An 18755-nucleotide genomic window follows, 5' to 3' on the forward strand; every position below is an offset into this window, starting at 1 on the left:
CGACTGTACCCCCGTCGCCCGGCCTTCTGCTACCGTCGCCTCGAATGCCCGAGCCCGACGACGAGGTGCCAGGCGGAGGGGGAGAAGGCCTCCACCCCTTGGGCTCGTCGTCCGATGCCGAGGCCACCCGACGGCTGCGACCGCGACCCTCGCTCGAGCCCGAGCGCGATCCTCAGGCCTCGGCGAGCCGCAGCATGGCGTCGTCCTCGCTCGGCGAGGGACGGCTCATCGGGCGCTCGATCGAGCCGCGCGCGCGGGGCATGGCGCTCCCGGTGGCCACGTGGTCGCTGCCGTTCCTCGCGATCCTCGGGATCGCCGCCCTGATCTTCCTCTCGTCGTTCTGGCTCGATCTCATCACGGCAGCGCTCGACGATCAGCCCGGCGAGGTCACCGCCACGGGCCTGGTCAAGTCCGTGCTCTACCAGGATCTCGACCAGGCGAGGAACACGCTGGGCGGGCTCGGCGAGGTCATGGCCGCGGTGCTGGGCTTGGCCCTCACCGTCTCGAGCATCATCGTGCAGCTGGCCGCCACCCGGTTCACGCCGCACATCACGTCGCTGTTCTTTCGAGCGCGCACCAACCTCATGGTGCTGGGGTTCTTCGTCACCTGCAACGTCTACGTGCTGTGGGTGAACTTCTCCGTGGGCGACTCGTACCTGCCGCGCTGGGGCGTGCTGTTCTCGATGCTCCTGATGACGGCGAGCCTCTTGCTGCTGTTCCCCTACTTCGCCTACGTGTTCGACTTCCTCGACCCCGAGAAGATCGTGGGCCGCATCATGGACGACGGGCTGGCCGCCGCCACGCCGATCCGAGGGCGTGCAGCCGAGGCCATCGAAGCCCGACAAGCCCGCGCGGTCGAAGCGGTGGAGCACCTGGCCAACGTGGGTCTCAACGCACTACAGCAAAAGGACAAGGGCATCGCGTCCGACGCGGTCGATGCCCTGTGTGACTTTGGCGTGCGCTACGGCGAGAGCAAGGCGGCCATGCGGCAGGACTGGCACCGGATCCCGCGCTGGAACCGGCAGAGCCCCGACTTCGTGAGCCTCTCGGACGATGCGATCGAGGATCTCCGCCGCCGTGGGACCTGGCTCGAGTGGAAGATCATGCGCCAGTACCAGATGCTGTTCGGCGAGGCGCTGGGGCAGATCAAGGACACCTGCTACCTGGTGGCCATCGACACGCGCCGTCTGGGCGAGGCCGCCGCCCATCGCGGGGACCACCACGCGCTCGACCTGGCCATCAAGTTCTTCAACACCTACCTGCGAGCCACCATCAACGCGTCGGACATTCGCACCGCCTACAACATCCTGCACCAGTACCGTCAGCTCGCCGAGCTGGTGCTGGTGCACGAGCAAGACGACGAGGCAGCCGCCGACCAGACGCGCAGCCTGGAGCACCGTGCGCTGCAGATCGCCAAGTTCATGCGGTACTACAGCACCATCGGCTACCAGCGGGGCCTGACGTTCGTGACCGAGGTCATCGCCCACGACGTGGGGACCATCTGCGAGCTGGCGTTCCGGCGTGGCAAGCGGATCCACGATCGGCTGCTCGAGGTGTTCTTGGCGGTGGACGAGCGGGCCGAGACGCAAGAGCAGGAAAAGACGCTCCGCGGCGTCCGTCGGGCCCAGGTCAAGCTCGCCACCACCTACCTCATGAAGGGTCGCGAGGATCTCGCGAGACGGATCGCCAAGGACATGATGGACGAGCCGGCGGACCGCCTCACCAGCATCTGGAACGAGCTGCGAAGCCTGGACACGCGCGAGTTCTGGGAGGTCAACGACCGTGGGTCCAACTTCGACTACCTGACACCCGAGCAGAAGAAGCAGCTCGGCGTGTTCTTCGGGTGGTTCCCGGCCCTCGACGAAGCCACCGAGGTCCAACGAACGACGGCCACGACGCTGCTTCCCGGGTGAGGGTCGTCGATCGGTGGCGCCCGCTGTTGGTGTTACCCACGGCGCCATCCTACGGCGCCATCCCGCTATCCCATGGACAGGATCGCTCGCGTGCGCGCGGCCTCCCGCGCCACCCTTCGCCGTGGATGCTCGACCAGGGGCTCCACCCGCGGCAGGTCCTCGCGGCGTCCGAGATCGGAGAGCACGGCCAGCGCCCCCACCAGCACGTCCGGCTCGCTTGGCTCGTCGAGGCGAGCGAGTGCCAGGGCGCGAAAGTCGACGGTGTCGCCGCGCTCTCGCAACTGGCAGCGAGCATGATAGCGGACCACGGCGTTGCCATCGAAGCACCGGCCGAGCACGGCCCGGTGGGCCTCGTCACTCGGGTCGCCCCGCCGGATCCGCAGCGACAGCAGCCGGATCGTCGGAGACGGATTGGCGGCGAGCATCGAGACCACTGCCTGTTGCACGGTCAACGGGCATCGAATGACCCACCGCGCGGTCGCCAGACGCACGCGAGGGCTGCCGTCGGCCAGGCCCAGCTGCACCGCCTCGATCGCGTCGCTCGGTGGGCCCTGGCACAGCCGCGCGATCGCGGCCCCGCGCACGTCCTCGTCCGTCGCCGTGCGGACCGCATCGCGCAGCGCCCGGCGTCCGGTGGGACCAGCCATCCGCAGCGTCGTCTCGGCCCGCTCGGCGATCCCACTGCGCGCGGCTCGAACCGTGTGTCGCATGGCATCGAGCAGCGGCAGCGCCAACACGATCGCCGTGGTGCGACGCACGTCGATCCAGCTCTGCACCGCTCCCATGGCCGCTTCGGCCACGTTGGGCACGGGATCGTTGAGCCTCGAGAGCAACAAGCGCAGCGCGAGCGGATCCTCGAGGGGGGCGAGCCAGCACACCGCCTGCTCGCGGGTGTAGCCATTGCGCTGCATCGACAACAACCCGATCGCCCCGATCCCGTCGGGCCCGGAGGCCAGCTCGGCGACCCGCGGTGGCGGCACGCCGTGGAACAACCACGGGCTCGAGCCCCGCAGCTCGCGATCGACGGCCCAAAGCGACCGAGAAGGCGCATGACGAAGCACCGCAGCCGCGGCCGCGGCGACCACCCGCACGACCTTCGGATCGTCGTCCGTCAGACGCGGCAACAACCGTGCCGCCACCCGAGCGGGAGAGCACCGCAACAGCTCGGCCATGGCATCGCGCTTGGCCGCCTCGAGCCCGTCCTCGGCGGCGCCCACCAAGCGCTCGATGACGTCGTCCTCGATCACGAGCCTCCAGCGTACCGCAAGTCGTTCGCATGACTTGGGACGACCGAGGCCGGCGGTTCGAAGCACCGTCGTGCTATGCTCGTCCGATGCGGCGAGCGTCGTCGTGGCTGGTCCTCGTGTTCGGAGCCTGGTCGTCCGCCTGCACCGTCGCCGAGCAGTTCAGCTGCGAGGCCGACGACCAGTGCAAGAGCAACGGAATCGCCGGCCGCTGCGAGGCGGGGGGCGTGTGCAGCTTTCCCGACGAGGGCTGCCCGTCGGGCCAGCGCTACGGCGAGCACTCGGGCGCGCTCGCGGGCGAGTGCGTGGATCTCGACACCGGCACGAGCCCGGCATCCGACGGCGGCACCACGGCGAGTCCGACCCCCGAGACCGAGGGCGTCGATGGCTCGGGCACATCGACCTCCACCTCCACGACGACGACCGGCCCGTCCTCGTCATCGACCGTCGATCCATCCTCGACCTCGACCACGTCGAGCGACTCGGGATCGAGCACGACCGGTCCGGAGCCCGATCCCTACGGCCCGTGCCAGGACGGCGGCGGCTGCCTGGCCGCCGACTCGATGTGCCTTCCTGCACCGGACGGAACCAGCGTCTGCGTGCCCTCGTGTGACAACGGCCCCTGCCCGGAGCCCCCTCCGCCCGCGACGGCCGTGTGCAGTCCAATATCCGCGAAATTCGAGGGCTGCGTGCTGCTCTGCTCGAAGCTTCTCGATTGTCCGATGGGCATGGACTGCCTGCTCTTCGCCGCAGAGGGCATCTGCGTGTGGCCGTAGACCCTCGATCGGGTCCGATCATCGCGGCGACGTGTCATCGCTCGCGCTCGAAGCCATCGCATCGAGTCGTGCGAGCGTGCGCGCGCCCTCGACTCCCGCGCGCACCAGCTCGTCACGTGCCCGCCGCAGCAGCGCGGCCCGTTGCTCGTCGTCCGGTGGCAGCAGCCCCGCCAGCTCGAGCCGCGCCAGACCCAGGGGCGCCCGGGTGGCGCAGCGATCCCCCTCGCACGCGTCCAGCGCTTCCTGCAGCCGGGCTCGGCCCGACTCCACCTCTCCGATCCGCACCAGGGCCACGCCCAGGGGCGCCAGCGCGAGCGCGGTGCCGTCGGGATCGCCGGCGCCCTTGGCCCGACGAATGGCCACCGCACGCTCGGCGTGCTGCCGTGCCGCCAACGGATCCCCACGCTCGAGCTCGGCCCGAGCCAAGCCCATCAGCGGGTTCACCAGCGGCAGTTCCTCGGGCCCGAACGCGGCTTCCCGCAGCGCGAGCGCCCGGCGATGCCGCTCGACCGCGAGCACCGGCTCGCCCGCGTGCTCGTGCATGATCCCCAGGTTGACCAGCACGAACGACGTGTTCACGTGATCCGGGCCGAACAGCTGCTCGGCGTCCTCCAGCGCGCGCTCGTAGTGGGTCCGCGCCTCCTCGAAACGCCCCTCGGTATCGGCGAGATTGCCCAGGTTGGTGCGCATCGTGATCACGGACGGACCACGCCGCACCGCCGACTCCCAGAGCTCGAGCGCGAGCTCGTAGCGCCGGCGGGCCTCGTCGGCGCGCTCCTGCCGATACGCGAGGTTTCCCAGCTCGTTGTGCACCCTCGCGACCTCGGGGTGCCGCGGGCCCAGCTCCTCCTCGGCCAGGACCAGCGCGCGCTGAAAGCCTTGCTCGGCCTGCTCGACGTTCCCCTGCTCGAGCCGCACCGCCCCCATGCTCGACAGCAGCCCCCACTCGTCCCCCCGGGACTCGTCGTACGCATCGCGGTGCTGCACGAGCAGCGCCCACGCTCGCTCATGGTACTCGTACGCCTGCTCGAGCTCGCCCTTGCGCAGGTACGAGTCGCCGAGGCTTCGCAAGAGCTTGATGCGCAAGTGGGGCTCTCCTCCCGCCCGGTCGATGGCGGCGTCGGCGTGCTGGGACCACTCGAGCGCCTCATCGACCCGCGCCAGCATCGACCCGGTCACGTACACCAGCGTCGTCGCCACCCTTGCGGCCACGCCATCCTCGTGGTGACGCACCGCCTCGAAGTAGGCCCGTCGTAGCACCTGCTCGCCCTCGGCGGGATCGGTGTGCGTCAGCAACCCTCCGTGCAGCGACAGCACCGCGACCATCAGTCCGGGGTCCCCGAAGGCCTCCACGTCACGGCGTAGCTCCTCCACGAGCCGCAACCCTTCCTCGAAGCGCCCCGCGGCATCGAGCGCGAGCCCCTCGAGGTAGCGCTCGCCAAGTGCGGCTCGCTCGGTGCTCTCGGGCTCGATCGAGACCTCGAGCAGGGCCTGTGGATCGGAGCATGCATCCACCCTGGGCAGCCCGGCCACGGCCGCGCTGGCCCGCTCGACCGTAACCGCGTCGGCGACCGCGAGCACGTCCACCAGGGCCTCCAGCCTGGCCCGTTGATCGTTCAGGCACCGGATCATCCGCTCGGTCGGCAGCGAGTGAGCCTCGCCCTCGCCGTGGCTCGCCCGGCAGGCGGAGATCCGACCGGCGACCCAGGTCTCGGCGTACGCATCGAGCTTGGGGCGCACGCGGCTCCACGTGTCCGCGGCAAACGGCAGCTCGGTCCCGAGCATGGCCGACTCCACCGCGCTGCGTGACTCGTCGTTCCAGGTGCCCGCCATGTCGCTCCCCGCATCGACGCAGGGATCCCGACGCACCCCGCCGGCAACCAGCGTGGCCAGGCCCACCGCCACCACCGCGCCCGCCGCCAACCAGGGCAGCCGCGTCCGCGAGGGGCGTCGCTCGAGGTCGGCGAGCACGGCCGCCATCGTCGGGTAGCGCTGCTCGGGCCGCACGGCCAGCCCGCGCACCAGCACCGCGTGCACGAACGGCGGAACCTGGCGGTCGGAGGGCGGCGAGCGCAGCTCTCCGCGTGCAACGGCCATCGCGCGTTCGGTCGCGGTGTACCCCTCGAAGGGCGACTCACCGTAGAGCGCCTCCCATAGCGCCACGCAGTAGCTGAACTGATCGCCACGTGCATCGAGGGAACCACGACCAAACTGCTCGGGGGACATGTAGGCCGGCGTCCCCGGGACCGCACCGGGCCGGGTGAGCGTCATGTCGAGCACACGCCCGTCCGAGCCGCTGCTGGTCGTCCCCTCGAGCGCCTCCTGCAGCGCCGAGATCGAGAGGCCCGCCGACGATCCGGTGCGCGGCGGTCGGGCGATTCCGAAGTCCGTCACGCGCACCCGTCCGTCGCTGCCCACCAGCACGTTGTCGGGCTTGAAGTCACGATGCACGAGCCCCGCGGCGTGGGCGGCCTGCAGCCCTCGTCCCGCTGCCACGAACACCTCGAGCACCTCGCTCCACGACCGCGGCCGCTGGCGTAGCCACTGCTTGAGCGTGCACCCCTCGACCAGCTCCATCGCCAGGAACACCCGCCCATCGGCCGTGCCCACGTCGTGCACGGCGATCACGTTGGGATGGGACAGCTGCGCCATCGCCTGCGCCTCTCGCAGCAGGCGCTGGCTACGGCGACGGCCGGCCTCGTCGCCGTGCGCCCCATGCAGCACCTTGACCGCGATCCGGCGATCGAGCTTGGGATCGTACGCCGCATAGACCACCCCCATTCCGCCGCGTCCGAGGCGGTCGAGCACCACGTACCGCGCAATGGTCTGGCCACACCGGAGCGGAACGTCGACGGAGGCCGATGCCTCCTCGTGCTCACCGGCTTGGGTGGGCTCGATCCCTGGTCGGCCCGGCGAGTTCGTGCCGGTCACCGACGATTCATCCACCGGCGGCATCGTAGGGGGTCTGCCGATGGTGTCACGTGGATCCGCTCGGTACAACGACGACGACGCATCGTTGACACCCCTGCGTAGGCCCGGCTAGCGTGCGCAGAAGGACGCCGCGATGCCCACGCCGTTTCGCCTCTACGACACCAAGTCCCGCACGGTGAGTGACTTCACCCCGCAAGTGCCTGGAACCGTGGGCATCTACGTGTGCGGGATGACCGTCTACGACCGCTCCCACGTGGGCCACGCCCGCGCGATGGTGGTGTTCGATGCGTTCACCCGCTGGCTGCGCCACGAGGGCTGGAAGGTCCGCTTCGTCCGCAACTTCACCGACATCGACGACAAGATCATCGCCCGCGCCGCAACCCTGGGGATCGACCCGGCCAAGCTCGCGCAGGACGAGATCGATGCGTTCCATGCCGACATGGCCGGGCTGGGCCTTCGGCCCCCCGACGCCGAGCCCCGCGTGACCAAGACCATGCCGCAGATCATCGAGCTGATCGCGGCGCTGGTCGACGGTGGCCACGCCTATCCTTCCGAGGGCAGCGTGTGGTTCTCGGTGACGTCGTATGAGCGCTACGGCGAGCTCTCGGGCCGCAAGCGCGAGGACATGCGCTCGGCCGACACCGCGCTGGGCAAGCGCGACCCCGCCGACTTCGCGCTGTGGAAGGCGGTCAAGCCCGGAGAGCCCGCGTGGGACAGCCCGTGGGGTCCCGGCCGACCTGGCTGGCACATCGAGTGCTCGGCCATGGCCAAGCACGAGCTGGGCGACACCATCGACATCCACGGGGGTGGCCTCGACCTCGTGTTCCCCCACCACGAGAACGAGATTGCCCAGTCCGAGTGCGGCAACGGCAAGACCTACACCCGCTACTGGATGCACAACGGCCTGCTCACCATGGAGAGCGGCCAGAAGATGGGCAAGAGCCTGGGCAACGTCACCCCCATCGAGCTGGTGCTGCGCGAGTATCCGGCCGAGGCGCTGCGCCTCTACTACTTGCAAAACCACTATCGCTCGCCGCTGCCGTGGAACGCCGAGGCGCTGCCCGAGGCGCTGGGCATGCTCAGCCGGCTCTACGACGCCCGCGACGTGGCCGAGGCCATGGGAGGAACGGAGGAGGATGCCGACCGGGTGGCATCCGAGCTCGGCGACGATGCCAAGGCGGTGCTCGAGGAGGGCCGGGCATTCCCCGGGCGCTTCGAGCACAGCCTTCGCGAGGACTTCAACACCTCGCAGGCGCTGGCCCACTCGTTCTCGCTGGCGCGAGCGGTCAACCGCTTCGGTGGGCACAAGAAGGCACGCAAGCGCGGCGCGCCGGTGGTCGCCCCGGCGCTCGCGGCCTTCCGCCTGGTGGCCGCGTCCCTGGGCCTGATGGCGATGGACACGCAGGCGTTCGTCGAGGAGGTCAAGGACAAGCGACTGTCGGCGCTCGGGCTGCGCCGCGAGGAGGTCGAAGCCATGGTGGCGCAGCGCGTGGCCCTGCGCGAGGCCAAGGCGTGGAGCGAGGCCGATGCGATCCGCCAGCGCCTCGACGAGCAGGGCATCGTGGTGATGGACGGTCCGGAGGGCTCGCGCTGGCGCGTGAGGCTCGACATGGCGGTGGAGGCCTGACGTGCGGCTTCCTCCGCCGGCCGTCGAGGTACAGCGGCGAGGCAGCGACCTCGTGCTCCGCTGTCCGTACTCCACCGCGCCTCCCGTGCGTGCAGTGGGCGAGTGGCTGAAGCAGTGGGCCCTGCGCGACCCCACCCGCGTGTTCCTTGCCGAGCGCAAGGGCGAGGGCTGGGCGCCCCTCGACTACGGGACCGCATGGGCGGATGCTCGGCGGATCGGGAGCGCACTGCTCGAGCTGGGTGCGCGACGCGACCGACCGGTGGCGATCTTGTCCCCGAACTCGCTCGCTCATGCGCTGATGATGCTGGGCGCGATGCAGGTCGGGGTCCCCGTGGCGCCGATCTCATCGGCCTACTCGCTGCAATCCACGACGTTCGAGCGCCTGCGCGCGGTGATGGACACGCTGCGGCCGGCAGCGGTGTTCGCCGAGGCCCTCCCACCCCACGCGGCTGCGCTCGCGACCATCCCCGAGGACGTGGTGGTGATCGGCGAGGGAGACGGGGGCCGCCCCTCGGTGTCGTTCGCCGATCTGCGTCGCACCGAGCCCGGCCCCTCGATGGAGCGAGCGATGGAGCAGGCGTGGGCCTCGCTGGGCCCCGACACGATCGCCAAGGTGTTGTTCACTTCGGGCTCCACCGGCGTGCCCAAGGGCGTGGTCAATACCCACGGCATGCTGTGCCACAACCAAGAGGCCATCGCCGCCCTGTGGCCGTTCCTCGAGGACACGCCGCCCGTCACCGTGGACTGGCTGCCGTGGAGCCACACCTTCGGTGGCAACCACAACCTGCACATGATCCTGCGCAACGGGGGCACGCTCTACATCGACGGTGGGCGCCCGGCCCCGGGGTTGGTGGCGCAGACCGTCCGCAATCTTCGGGACGTGTCGCCCACGATCTACTTCAACGTACCGCGCGGCTACGACCTGCTGGCCGGCGTGCTCGAGCACGACGCGGAGCTGCGACGCTCGTTCCTCGCCCGCCTCGACGTGCTGTTCTTCGCCGCGGCGGCACTGCCCCCCGCCACTCGAGCCCGCCTGCTGGCCGTGACCGAGACCGAGCGGCGCCCGCTGTTGTTCGCATCGGCGTGGGGCTCGACCGAGACCTCCCCGCTGGCCACGAGCGCCTACTTTCCCACCACCACACCGGCCGTGATCGGCCTGCCCGCCCCCGGGGTGGAGATCAAGCTGGCGGCGGTCGAGGATCGCCACGAGCTGCGCGTGCGCGGACCGAACGTCACGCCCGGCACGTGGTCACCGGGTGGGCACGTCGAGCCGCCGGACCTCGACGCGGACGGCTTCCTGCGGACCGGGGACGCCGGTCGTCTGGCCGCGGACGACGATCCGACCCTGGGTGTGATGTTCGAGGGACGTCTGGGCGAGAGCTTCAAGCTCACCACGGGCACCTGGGTCCTCGTGGGCAAGCTGCGGGTCGCGATCATCGATGCGTGTGCACCGTGGGTGCAAGACGCGGTGATCACCGGCCACGATCGCGACCAGCTCGGGGCGATGTTGTTCGTCGCTCCGCCCGACACCGCCGCCGCGCTGGCCGAAGTTCGTGCTGCGATCGCGGACGCGCTGCGCCGCTTCAATGCCCAAAACCCGGGGTCGAGCACGGCGATCCGCCGGGCGACGCTCGAGCTTCGACCGCCCTCGCTCGACGCCGGCGAGACCACCGACAAGGGCTACATCAACCAGCGACGCGTCCTCGAACAACGGGCGTCCACGGTGCAGCGCATCCACGACGAACCACCGCCGCCGGACGTGCTGGTCATCTAGCCTTGGACTAACGCGGCCCTCGGAACGCCCCGAAGTCCACGTCGAGCCCGATGTAGGGGCCCGAGAGCGTGAAGTCGTTGGGGGGACGCCAGGCCTCGCGGGTCACGAAGCGATAGCCAGCGGTCAGGCCCACGCGCATCCAGTCGGAGAGCGTGAGGCCGAGCGTGAGACCCGGCTCGATGCTCACGAGCCCGACCTTCTCGATGCAGGACCAGCGCCCGAAGTAGCGCTCGCTCTGGGAGATGCACGCGGCCCCGGCCCCCGCCAGGCTCTCGATGCCCACGTCGAGCACCCGGCCCTTGTAGAGCGTCCACGCCAGCAGGACTCCGCCGTAGGCCATGCGCATGCCCAGCTCGTTCCCCCGGGAATCGACGATGGAGCCAGCGTAGCGCGCGGTCAGCGAGTAGAACGCGCCGCCGATGGTGAAGCGGTCGTCGAACACGAAGCCCACGCGCCCTCCCGTCAACGCACTCGGGTTGCGGTTGGTGGTGGTGCCACGCAGCGACAGACCCACGAACCCGTGGACGCGTGGCCCGCTGTCGTAGACCGGCTCGGGGGGGGCAGGTGGAGGCGGAGGGGAGTACGGCACCGGCTCGGGGTGGAGCACGACCTCGGTGAGGTAGACGCCGGAAGGAGGATCCTCCTGCCATGCATCGGTGTAGTCGACGTAGACCGGCGAGCCGGCCGTGTCCGATGGCGGGGCCACTGCGGTCGGTGGCGCTGCGCTCGGCGGCGGTGCTGCACGCGGGGCCACGGGTGCCGGCGGAGGCGCTGCGCTCGGCGGAGGCGCTGCGCTCGGCGGAGCCACGACTGCACCACCGCTGCTCACGACTCGTCCATCATCGTCCTTGTTCTGCTCCGTGGGCGGCGGAGTGGCGGGGCCGGGTGCGGGCGCAACCACGTCGTCCGAAGGCGGCGTCACGCTCAGCAGCAAGGCCAGTCCGAAGCTCATGACCAGAGGATTCCCGCCTCCCATCTTGCCGCAGGACGATCGCCTTGGCCAGCCATCGCCTGCTCGAGAGGGATGTTTTTCTCGTCACGCCCCTCGATGGCGGCGCCGAACGCACCAAGCCCGACCGGCCCTCGACGTGCGGGTCGGGGGGCTGGGTTCGGGAACGACCAAGACGATCACTCGGTCGGCAGAGGCACGGCATCGAGCCCTTCGACGGCATCGCCCTCGGCCAGGTCGATCGTCCCCGTTGGCATCCACAGCACGGCATCCACGATCGGCCCGGTGGCGCCGTGGATCGGACAGGCGTCGCACGGCGCATCACACGGTGAGATCTCGGACTGCAACGCCACCACCTCGCCGTTGCGCAAGAACGCGAGATCGACCGCGGCCGCCACCCCACACAACGAAATCGAGACGGCACCCACCTGGTCGGGAACCCACAGCAGGGCGTCGAGATCGCACCGCCGGTCGACCCAGGCCGAGTCCCGCGCCTCCTCGGTGACTGCAACCTCGGCCGAAACCTCGGTGTCCCCGACCACGAGCATCACCCGCTCGAGTTCCTGCGCGGTCGTGAGTTCTTCGCACGGGAGGCTCTGCGGCCCACCACATGCGGCCAGTACCAGCGTACCCATTGGGCCAATGGCTCGACCCATCGCTCGACCCGGGATCACCGTGCGCAATCGTAGCACCCCCCGTTCGGTCCCCGGTGCACCCTTTTGGGCCCTGGGTGGCTCGAACGCAAAATGCGCCTTTGGGCTGCGATCTCTGCGCTAACGTCGCTACTCACGTCGACCGTCGCCGTCGATCCAGCCCCGCTCCACACCCAGGTCGTGTGGACCGCCTCCGCTCCCTCCCGCACCTTCGTGGGCGACTGGGAGACCCCCTCCAGCGTGGTCCTGGTCTACGGCGACGAGTGGCTCGAGACCTACGAGGCCCTCATCGAGAGCCTCACCGAGGTGGTCGACGTCACGGTGCTGATCGAGGAGGGTCAGGACGTCGTGATGGTGGAGGACGGCCTCGACCGGCTCGATCCCGACCGACGGGCTCGCATCTGGTCGCCCGGCCACGAGGTCGACTCCTCGTGGCCTCGCGACTACGGCCCGCTGCAAGTGCGCGAGAGCAGCGGCGCGGTCACCTGGCTCGACTCCCTGTACACGCTCGACCGCCCCCGCGACGACGAGCTACCGGGGCAGCTCGCCGACTGGTTCGGTGCAGACGTGCGCCCCCTCGAGCACTCCCTCGATGGCGGCGCCATCGCCAGCAATGGGCGCGGTCTGTGCGTGTCGACCGTGGAGTACTTCGAGCTCGCCGACATCGACGCGACCGACGAACCGCTGTTGCAGGGCCTGATGAGCGACCTCGGCTGCGAGGCCCTGGCCCTGGTGCCCGCGCTCGAGCTCGAGGACACCAAGCACGTCGACCTGGTGATGCAGTTCCTCTCGCCCACCCTGGTCGTGGTGGCGCGCTTCGATCCCCTGCAAGCGCCCGAGGATGCCCGGCGGGCCGATCGCGCGGTGGACGTGCTGCAGCGGACGGCCACGTCCATGGGCCTGCCCCTCACGATCGAGCGCATCGACAGCCCGCCGGCCCAGGGCGATCTCTACCCGAGCTACGTCAACTTCCTTCAGATCGATGGCTACCTGCTGGTGCCCGCGTACACCTCGGTCGAGCGGAGCATCGAGCGACGTGCGCTGCGTCGCCTGGCCGAGCTCGTGCCCGACAAGACGGTCCTCCCCATTCCCTCCGATGAGGTCCTGCCGCACGGAGGCGCAGTGCACTGCTTGACCTGGGGCATGGTCCGCTGACCAAACGAACCAAGCGGCACGCCCTCCAAGGTGGAGGGCGGCCGCCAAGTCGAAGGGGAGGCCGCGCCGGCCTCCCCTTCCCGCGGCCCTTGAGGGCTCGTCAGTGCTTCTTGTTCAGGTAGCCGGTGAAGCGCAGGCCCAGCAGCAGGGTCTGCGACGGGCGGCCGTCGTTGCGCAAGCGTCCGTCGTAGTCGAGGCCGAGGCCGAGGCCGAGCTTGTCGAGCACGCGGAACTCGTAGCCCATCCCGAGCTGACCGCCCACCGCGGGTCGCATTCGATCCGAACCCAGGGCCGGCGAGTGGCTCATCACGCCCAGCGCCCCGCGCAGGAAGAAGCCCCGGCCGAAGTAGCGCCGGGCGACCAGGTCGGCGTTGAAGCTGCCCTTCTCGATGCCCAGGTAGCCCGTGCCGCCCAGCGTCACCCCCAGGGTGAAGCGGTCGGTGATGCCCCCGTTGATCTCGTACTCGCCGCGCACGACCGGGATGAAGCTGCCTTGCATGCCCGCTGCCCCCACCCGGATGCTGCCCCCCAAGTTCATGCCCTTGCGGGGCGGCGTCTCCTTGCGCTCGCGTGGGGCGCGGTTGCCCGCGATCTGGAGGCCGGCCTGGGCGGAGCCCGGCACGAGGACCACGAGGAGGGCAAGGAGCAAGAACAAGGGGTTCATCCGTCGCATGGCGGCCCCCGAACGCCAGCCCCCGCGGTGGCCTTACAGCCTCGCACCGCACGAGATCGAGCGTCCATGCCGGGTCCGAGCCCGACCGCTTGACCCCCACGCCCGGTCGGCGTACTCGCAGATCCGTGGCGGGCTCCTCCAAGAGCGCGGTGCTCGGTGCCTTGCTGGGCAACGGGTTGCTCACGCTGGTCAAGTTCGGTGCGTTTGCGTTCTCGGGCTCGGGCGCGATGTTCTCCGAGGCGATCCACTCGCTGGCCGACACCGTCAACCAGGGGCTCTTGTTCGTGGGCATCCGGCAGAGCGAGCGCCCGGCCGACGCCCTGTTCCCCTACGGCTACGGGGCCGAGCGCTACCTCTACTCGCTGCTCTCGGCGGTGGGGATCTTCGTGCTGGGCTGTGGCGTGACCGTGTACCACGGGATCCACAACCTCACCGATCCGCCCGAGATCTCGCAGTCGTGGGTGCCGCTGGCGGTCCTGGCCGTGTCGTTAGTGGTGGAGGGCAGCGTGCTGCTCTCGGCCGCGCGCGTCGTCTGGGCCAACAAGGGGCAGCAGAGCCTGTGGGAGTACCTGCGCAGCACCACCGATCCCACCGCGGCGGCCGTGCTCTTGGAGGACGCGGTCGCATGCACGGGCGTGCTGATCGCGATGGCGGGAATCGGGCTGAGCCAGCTCACCGGGAATCCCACGTTCGATGCCGTGGGGGCGATCGTGATCGGCTTGCTGCTCGGGGCGGTGGCGGTGTGGCTGGGGATCCGCAACCGGTCGCTCTTGCTGGGGCCCGCGATTCCGCGGGAGCTGCAGGCCGAGATCGAGGAGTTCCTGCTCTCGCTACCCGAGGTGCAGCGGGTACGTCGGGTGCGCACGAGGATCGTGGGGGCCGACCGCTTTCGCTTCCAGGCCGAGATCGACTTCGATGGCCGGGTGCTCGGGTCCAGGATGGCCGCGTTGATCCACGAGCGACACGGGCAGCTGCAGGACGACGAGGCGCGCGAGCGGTTTGCGGCCGACTTTGGCGAGCAGATCGTCGACGAGCTCGGCCGCGAGGTGGATCGCATCGAGGCCAAGCTCGTCGAGCGATTCCCGAGGCTCAAGTACGTGGACCTCGAGGCGGACTGACGGCGGCTCAGGGCTTGGCGCCACGCTGCCGCAGCTTGCGGGCGGCGTAGTACTCGACCACGGCGGCGAACGGGGGCAAGCGGCCGTCCTTGCCGGGCGTGCGAGCGGTCTCCAGCATGCGTCGCAGCACCCCCAGCGAGTCGTCGCGACGGAGCTTGGCCCCCTGGCGTTGCCACACCTCCCGTCGTCGCGCCCGCAAGGTTCGCGCTTGGAGGTTGAGCACATCAATGTCGTGACGCGCCCGGGGATCATCGGAGCGAATCTCGCCCTCCGCCGTGTAACGAAACAGCGACTGGACATCGAGCTCCCGTTGCGCCGGGTGCAGCTCGAGCGGACGATCGCCTCGGATCTTGTCACACGTGTGCTCGACACCCCCGTGCGAAGCCTCGAGGATGCCGCCACAGACCCCCAGGAGGTTCGACCACTCGAACACTCGTGAGCGGCCGTCGTCGGAATCGGAACGAGCGACCCAGTGCTCCACCCGCATCCCCCCGGCACGCGGCTTGTCATCGCGAGCCCCCCGCGAGGGATCGATGCGTCGCATACAGTAGGCACACAGACCGAGTTGCTCTGCGGCCAGAGCGTGCCTCACGGCGTCCTTGCAGCCATCGCCCAGCATGTCATCCCAATCCCTGGGACTCGATGCTCCAGATGCTCGCTGATCGCGGCGCGCGACCGCGATGCACTCAGGCTCCTTCTTCTTGTGGATCCGGCGCACCGTGGACCTCGAGGTCGTGCAGCTCCCACTGCAAGCCCGTCACCGTGGGGTCGTCTTGGCCGAGGTCGTCCTCGACCTTGGCCAGCAGTGCCTTGGCGTCATCGAGCGCGCCGTCGTCGATCAAGCGGGCGAGCTCGGCGAGACGCTCGCGCATCCAATCCGGCCGCTCTCCCACCCCCATGATGTCGCGGAGGATGGCGTTGCTGTCCTTGCCATGGATGGGCCCGGGACGCATCGCCTTGCCGTCGTGGAGGAGCCACAGATGCTCGGGGCGAGCGGAGGCGATCACCTGGGGGGAGTGCGTGGTGGCGACGAATTGGAGGTTGGGGAAGGTTCGCAGCAAGTCATCGATGACACGGCGCTGCCATGCCGGATGCAGGTGCAGCTCGAGCTCGTCGATCAGCACCACACCGGTGGCATCGCGGGCGGCATTGGCACCGTGGTGCGGGTTCAGCTGTGATGCGCGCCAGGTGATGTCGGCGACCATCGCCACGAGGTTGCGGTAGCCATCGGAGAGCTGCGAGAACGGGACGAGCTCGCCCGTGTCGAGTTCGAGACGCAGCTCCTGGTGGTTGACGTCGTAGAAGAAGCGCTTGGCTCCGCCCACGCAGCCGAGCACGGCCTGCTCCATGGCCTCGAGTTCAGGGGCGCGCGGGACTTCCTTGGGAGGTCCGCCCGCCTTGATGAGCTCGGCAAGGCGTTGCAGGGATGCCTCGGTGCGCCAAGCCATCCAAGCCTCGAACCGCTCATAGCTGGCCGCTGAGGTGAGCCCCCCCTCGTAGCCACGCAAGCGCGAGCCTAGCTTCTGCGAACGGTCGCCTGCTTGACCACCCAGCTCAACCACTGCAGACCGCAGCCTGTTGGTGCCGTATTGCGCCAACACGGGCAATTCGACCTTCTCCGATCCACTGAGTCTGTTCTGGTATTTCCTTGCGACGTCTTGAATGCCATTGACTCCGTGCGAGACTTCGGCCAGCTCGTGCTGGCCGTTGTCGACGTAGAAGGTCTCCTCGAGTCCGGCGACCCACCTACGCCACTCGACTTGCTCATCGTCGATGCATCCGATGGCTGTCACCGCCACTGGAAACCGTGGCTCGAGGCTCGGTACCTCGGTGGACTTGCGTAGGGCCTGCCGGACGTCCCCGCGTTGAAAACGACGAGCATGACGCCACATGTCGCTCAGCCCCAAGAGCCAGCCGCTCAACCCCACCGCCAGCCCTTCGAGCGCGTTGCTCTTGCCCGAACCGTTGTTCCCGATGAGCAGGGTCAGCCGCGGATGCAGCTCGAGCACCAGGTGCTCGAATCCGCGAAAGTTCTGCAGCTCGAGGCGGTCGATTCGCATGGCGGGGCGCCCTCGAACCCTACCATTCCCCAATAAAAACACACACTGGAGCGCGATGCACTATCCCCGCACCCCCTACCCTGCCGGAAACCACCCCTTGGTCCGGTTGGCGAACCGCACCAGCGACAGCATCACCGGTACCTCGATGAGCACCCCCACCACGGTCGCCAGCGCGGCGCCGGAGGCGAGGCCGAACAGGCTCACCGCGACCGCAACCGCCAGTTCGAAGAAGTTCGAGGTGCCGATGAGCGCGGCCGGGGCCGCCACGTCGTGCGGCAGCCGTAGCCAGCGCGCGAGCGCGTAGGCGATCGCGAAGATCCCATAGCTCTGCAAGAGCAGCGGCACGGCGATCAGCACCACCCGCCCCGGCTGGTCCACCAGCGTCTGCGCCTGGAACGAGAACAGCAGCACCACCGTGAGCAGCAACCCCACGATCGAGGTGGGCTTGAGCCGCGCGGCGAACCCCTCCACCGCCGCCGGTCCCCGAGGCCGCGAGAGCAGCACCCGCCGCGTGAGCACCCCGGCCAGGAGCGGCACCACCACGAAGATCACCACCGACGCCACCAGCGTCCCCCACGGCACCACCAGGTCGGTCACCCCGAGCAACAGCCCGGCGATGGGAGCGAACGCGAACACCAGCACCAGATCGTTGATCGAGACCTGCACCAGCGTGTAGTTGGCGTCCCCCTCGGTGAGGTGGCTCCACACGAACACCATGGCGGTGCACGGGGCCACGCCCAGGAGGATCATGCCCGCGATGTAGTGCTCGGCGTCCTGCTCGGGCACCAAGCCGGCGAACACCACCCGAAAGAACAGGGCCCCCAGCGCCGCCATGGTGAACGGCTTGACGAGCCAGTTGATCACCAGCGTGAGCACGAGCCCCTTGGGCTTGCGACCCACCTCGCGCAGGCACCCGGGGTCCACCTTGAGCATCATCGGGTAGACCATCAGCCAGATGAGCACGGCGACCACGAGGTTGACGCCCGCGAGCTCGAGAGCGGCGATGGCCTCGATCATCCCGGGCACGGCCCGGCCCACGAGCACCCCGAGCCCGATGGCCAGGGCCACCCACAGCGACAACCAACGCTCGAACAGGCCCATGCGCGCGTCCCTCCCTCAGGCCTGCACGAGCCCGAACAGGTAGAACATCTCCGCCGCGATCTGCCGGCTGCGCTCGTCGTAGCGCGCCGCTTCCTGCGGGGTCCCGTCGGCCTGCTTGGGGTCGTCGTAGGCCAGCGAGAGCCGCAGCGCAGCGCCCTTGACCGTGGGACACGAGGCATCGGCGCTCGAGCAGGTCATGATCGCGGCAAAGCCCTGCTGCGGATTGGTCTCGTCGTCGTAGCGCTTGGACCAGCCCTCGGTCGGCGCACCGGCCGGGCCCATCGAGACCGCGTAGCGCGGGTTGTCACCCTCCGCACCGCCGACCTCGAAGCCCGCGCGCCGCAGGGCCTCCACCGCTCGTGAGTTGAACGCGGTGACCTCGGTCCCCCCCGAGAACGTCCGCACGCCATCCACCCCGAGCCAGGCCGCGGCCGTGGCCGCCCACACCTGCCCGAGCTGGCTGCGACGCGAGTTGTGCGTGCAGATGAACGTGAGCTCGGCGGGCTGCCCCTCGGCGCGCCGCTCCGAGACGAACGCGGCAAGCTGCGCGAGCACGGCCCGACGCTCGGCCGGGATCTCGGCCATCGCCGGCAACACGTGCTCCCGCACGTGCGCATGCAGAGCGGGATGCATCGAGACCTTGGGCGTCATGGGTAGCTCCGGGACGGCAGGGGCAGCGGGGGTGGCCTCGTCGTGGCGTGAGCCGGTGGCATCGCCCCCGCAAGCACCCACCATCAATCCCAGCACCGAGAGGAGGCCGAGGCGACGAATTCTCATATCG

15 protein-coding genes are annotated in these 18755 nt (G+C 69.6%); 6 read left to right on the plus strand and 9 right to left on the minus strand.

What is annotated here, in order from left to right; genetic code table 11:
• Window positions 1–44 precede the first annotated feature (44 nt).
• The gene (locus OEB96_RS04595) at window positions 45–1913 is read left to right on the plus strand and encodes a DUF2254 family protein (RefSeq protein WP_266214207.1); all 1869 of its coding nucleotides are present in this window, start codon (window positions 45–47) and stop codon (window positions 1911–1913) included.
• A 65-nt stretch (window positions 1914–1978) separates the two neighbouring features.
• Here the strand turns inward: OEB96_RS04595 and OEB96_RS04600 are convergent, their stop codons facing one another.
• Window positions 1979–3160, minus strand: coding sequence for a hypothetical protein (locus OEB96_RS04600; protein ID WP_266214208.1), 1182 nt, complete (start codon window positions 3158–3160; stop codon window positions 1979–1981).
• A gap of 86 nt (window positions 3161–3246) precedes the next feature.
• On the opposite strand from OEB96_RS04600, the gene OEB96_RS04605 reads away from it, so the two are divergent.
• Window positions 3247–3933 (plus strand): hypothetical protein, encoded by a 687-nt coding sequence (locus OEB96_RS04605; protein ID WP_266214209.1) that lies wholly within the window; start codon window positions 3247–3249, stop codon window positions 3931–3933.
• Between the two features lie 18 nt (window positions 3934–3951).
• On the opposite strand, the gene OEB96_RS04610 is transcribed toward OEB96_RS04605, so the two are convergent.
• Entirely contained in the window at window positions 3952–6879 is a 2928-nt protein-coding gene (locus OEB96_RS04610; protein WP_266214210.1) for a serine/threonine-protein kinase, read from the minus strand.
• Window positions 6880–6997: 118 nt separating this feature from the next.
• Here OEB96_RS04610 and cysS point away from each other — a divergent pair, with 118 nt between their 5' ends.
• Window positions 6998–8491 carry a cysteine--tRNA ligase gene (cysS, locus tag OEB96_RS04615; protein WP_266214211.1) on the plus strand — a complete coding sequence of 498 codons (1494 nt, stop codon included), beginning with the start codon at window positions 6998–7000 and terminating at the stop codon, window positions 8489–8491.
• Window position 8492: 1 nt separating this feature from the next.
• Window positions 8493–10265: an AMP-binding protein gene (locus OEB96_RS04620; RefSeq protein WP_266214212.1), complete on the plus strand. Its 1773-nt coding sequence runs from the start codon at window positions 8493–8495 to the stop codon at window positions 10263–10265.
• Window positions 10266–10272: 7 nt separating this feature from the next.
• On the opposite strand, the gene OEB96_RS04625 is transcribed toward OEB96_RS04620, so the two are convergent.
• Window positions 10273–11217, minus strand: a complete 945-nt coding sequence (locus tag OEB96_RS04625; protein ID WP_266214213.1) for a hypothetical protein — start codon at window positions 11215–11217, stop codon at window positions 10273–10275.
• Window positions 11218–11393: 176 nt separating this feature from the next.
• On the minus strand, window positions 11394–11849 hold the full coding sequence (locus OEB96_RS04630; protein WP_266214214.1) for a DUF192 domain-containing protein: 456 nt from the start codon (window positions 11847–11849) through the stop codon (window positions 11394–11396).
• A 198-nt stretch (window positions 11850–12047) separates the two neighbouring features.
• On the opposite strand from OEB96_RS04630, the gene OEB96_RS04635 reads away from it, so the two are divergent.
• Complete coding sequence (locus OEB96_RS04635) at window positions 12048–13022, plus strand: agmatine deiminase family protein (RefSeq protein WP_266214215.1); 975 nt, start codon at window positions 12048–12050, stop codon at window positions 13020–13022.
• A 100-nt stretch (window positions 13023–13122) separates the two neighbouring features.
• Here OEB96_RS04635 and OEB96_RS04640 read toward each other — a convergent pair whose 3' ends face one another.
• The gene (locus OEB96_RS04640) at window positions 13123–13671 is read right to left on the minus strand and encodes a hypothetical protein (protein ID WP_266214216.1); all 549 of its coding nucleotides are present in this window, start codon (window positions 13669–13671) and stop codon (window positions 13123–13125) included.
• Window positions 13672–13820: 149 nt separating this feature from the next.
• Here OEB96_RS04640 and OEB96_RS04645 point away from each other — a divergent pair, with 149 nt between their 5' ends.
• Complete coding sequence (locus OEB96_RS04645) at window positions 13821–14813, plus strand: cation diffusion facilitator family transporter (RefSeq protein ID WP_266214217.1); 993 nt, start codon at window positions 13821–13823, stop codon at window positions 14811–14813.
• 7 nt (window positions 14814–14820) lie between these two features.
• Here the strand turns inward: OEB96_RS04645 and OEB96_RS04650 are convergent, their stop codons facing one another.
• The 4 genes from OEB96_RS04650 to OEB96_RS04665 all read right to left on the minus strand — a co-directional run bounded on the left by OEB96_RS04650 (window position 14821) and on the right by OEB96_RS04665 (window position 18751).
• A complete protein-coding gene (locus OEB96_RS04650) occupies window positions 14821–15405 on the minus strand; it encodes an HNH endonuclease family protein (protein ID WP_266214218.1) in 585 nt (194 codons plus the stop codon).
• A gap of 94 nt (window positions 15406–15499) precedes the next feature.
• Window positions 15500–16873 (minus strand): AAA family ATPase, encoded by a 1374-nt coding sequence (locus OEB96_RS04655; protein WP_266214219.1) that lies wholly within the window; start codon window positions 16871–16873, stop codon window positions 15500–15502.
• A 75-nt stretch (window positions 16874–16948) separates the two neighbouring features.
• Window positions 16949–17974, minus strand: coding sequence for an ACR3 family arsenite efflux transporter (gene arsB / locus OEB96_RS04660; protein ID WP_266214220.1), 1026 nt, complete (start codon window positions 17972–17974; stop codon window positions 16949–16951).
• A 15-nt stretch (window positions 17975–17989) separates the two neighbouring features.
• A complete protein-coding gene (locus OEB96_RS04665; protein ID WP_266214221.1) occupies window positions 17990–18751 on the minus strand; it encodes a low molecular weight phosphatase family protein in 762 nt (253 codons plus the stop codon).
• Window positions 18752–18755: the final 4 nt, after the last annotated feature.

The organism is Paraliomyxa miuraensis, from assembly GCF_026337845.1.
Classification (GTDB): domain Bacteria; phylum Myxococcota_A; class Polyangia; order Nannocystales; family Nannocystaceae; genus Paraliomyxa; species Paraliomyxa miuraensis.

Bases quoted from the DNA above. Each gene is read 5' to 3' on its own strand.
- OEB96_RS04595 (WP_266214207.1), top strand. From the start codon at position 45: ATGCCCGAGCCCGACGACGAGGTGCCAGGCGGAGGGGGAGAAGGCCTC.
- OEB96_RS04605 (WP_266214209.1), top strand. From the start codon at position 3,247: ATGCGGCGAGCGTCGTCGTGGCTGGTCCTCGTGTTCGGAGCCTGGTCG.
- cysS (WP_266214211.1), top strand. From the start codon at position 6,998: ATGCCCACGCCGTTTCGCCTCTACGACACCAAGTCCCGCACGGTGAGT.
- OEB96_RS04625 (WP_266214213.1), bottom strand. From the start codon at position 11,217: ATGAGCTTCGGACTGGCCTTGCTGCTGAGCGTGACGCCGCCTTCGGAC.
- OEB96_RS04630 (WP_266214214.1), bottom strand. From the start codon at position 11,849: ATGGGTACGCTGGTACTGGCCGCATGTGGTGGGCCGCAGAGCCTCCCG.
- OEB96_RS04655 (WP_266214219.1), bottom strand. From the start codon at position 16,873: ATGCGAATCGACCGCCTCGAGCTGCAGAACTTTCGCGGATTCGAGCAC.
- arsB (WP_266214220.1), bottom strand. From the start codon at position 17,974: ATGGGCCTGTTCGAGCGTTGGTTGTCGCTGTGGGTGGCCCTGGCCATC.
- OEB96_RS04665 (WP_266214221.1), bottom strand. From the start codon at position 18,751: ATGAGAATTCGTCGCCTCGGCCTCCTCTCGGTGCTGGGATTGATGGTG.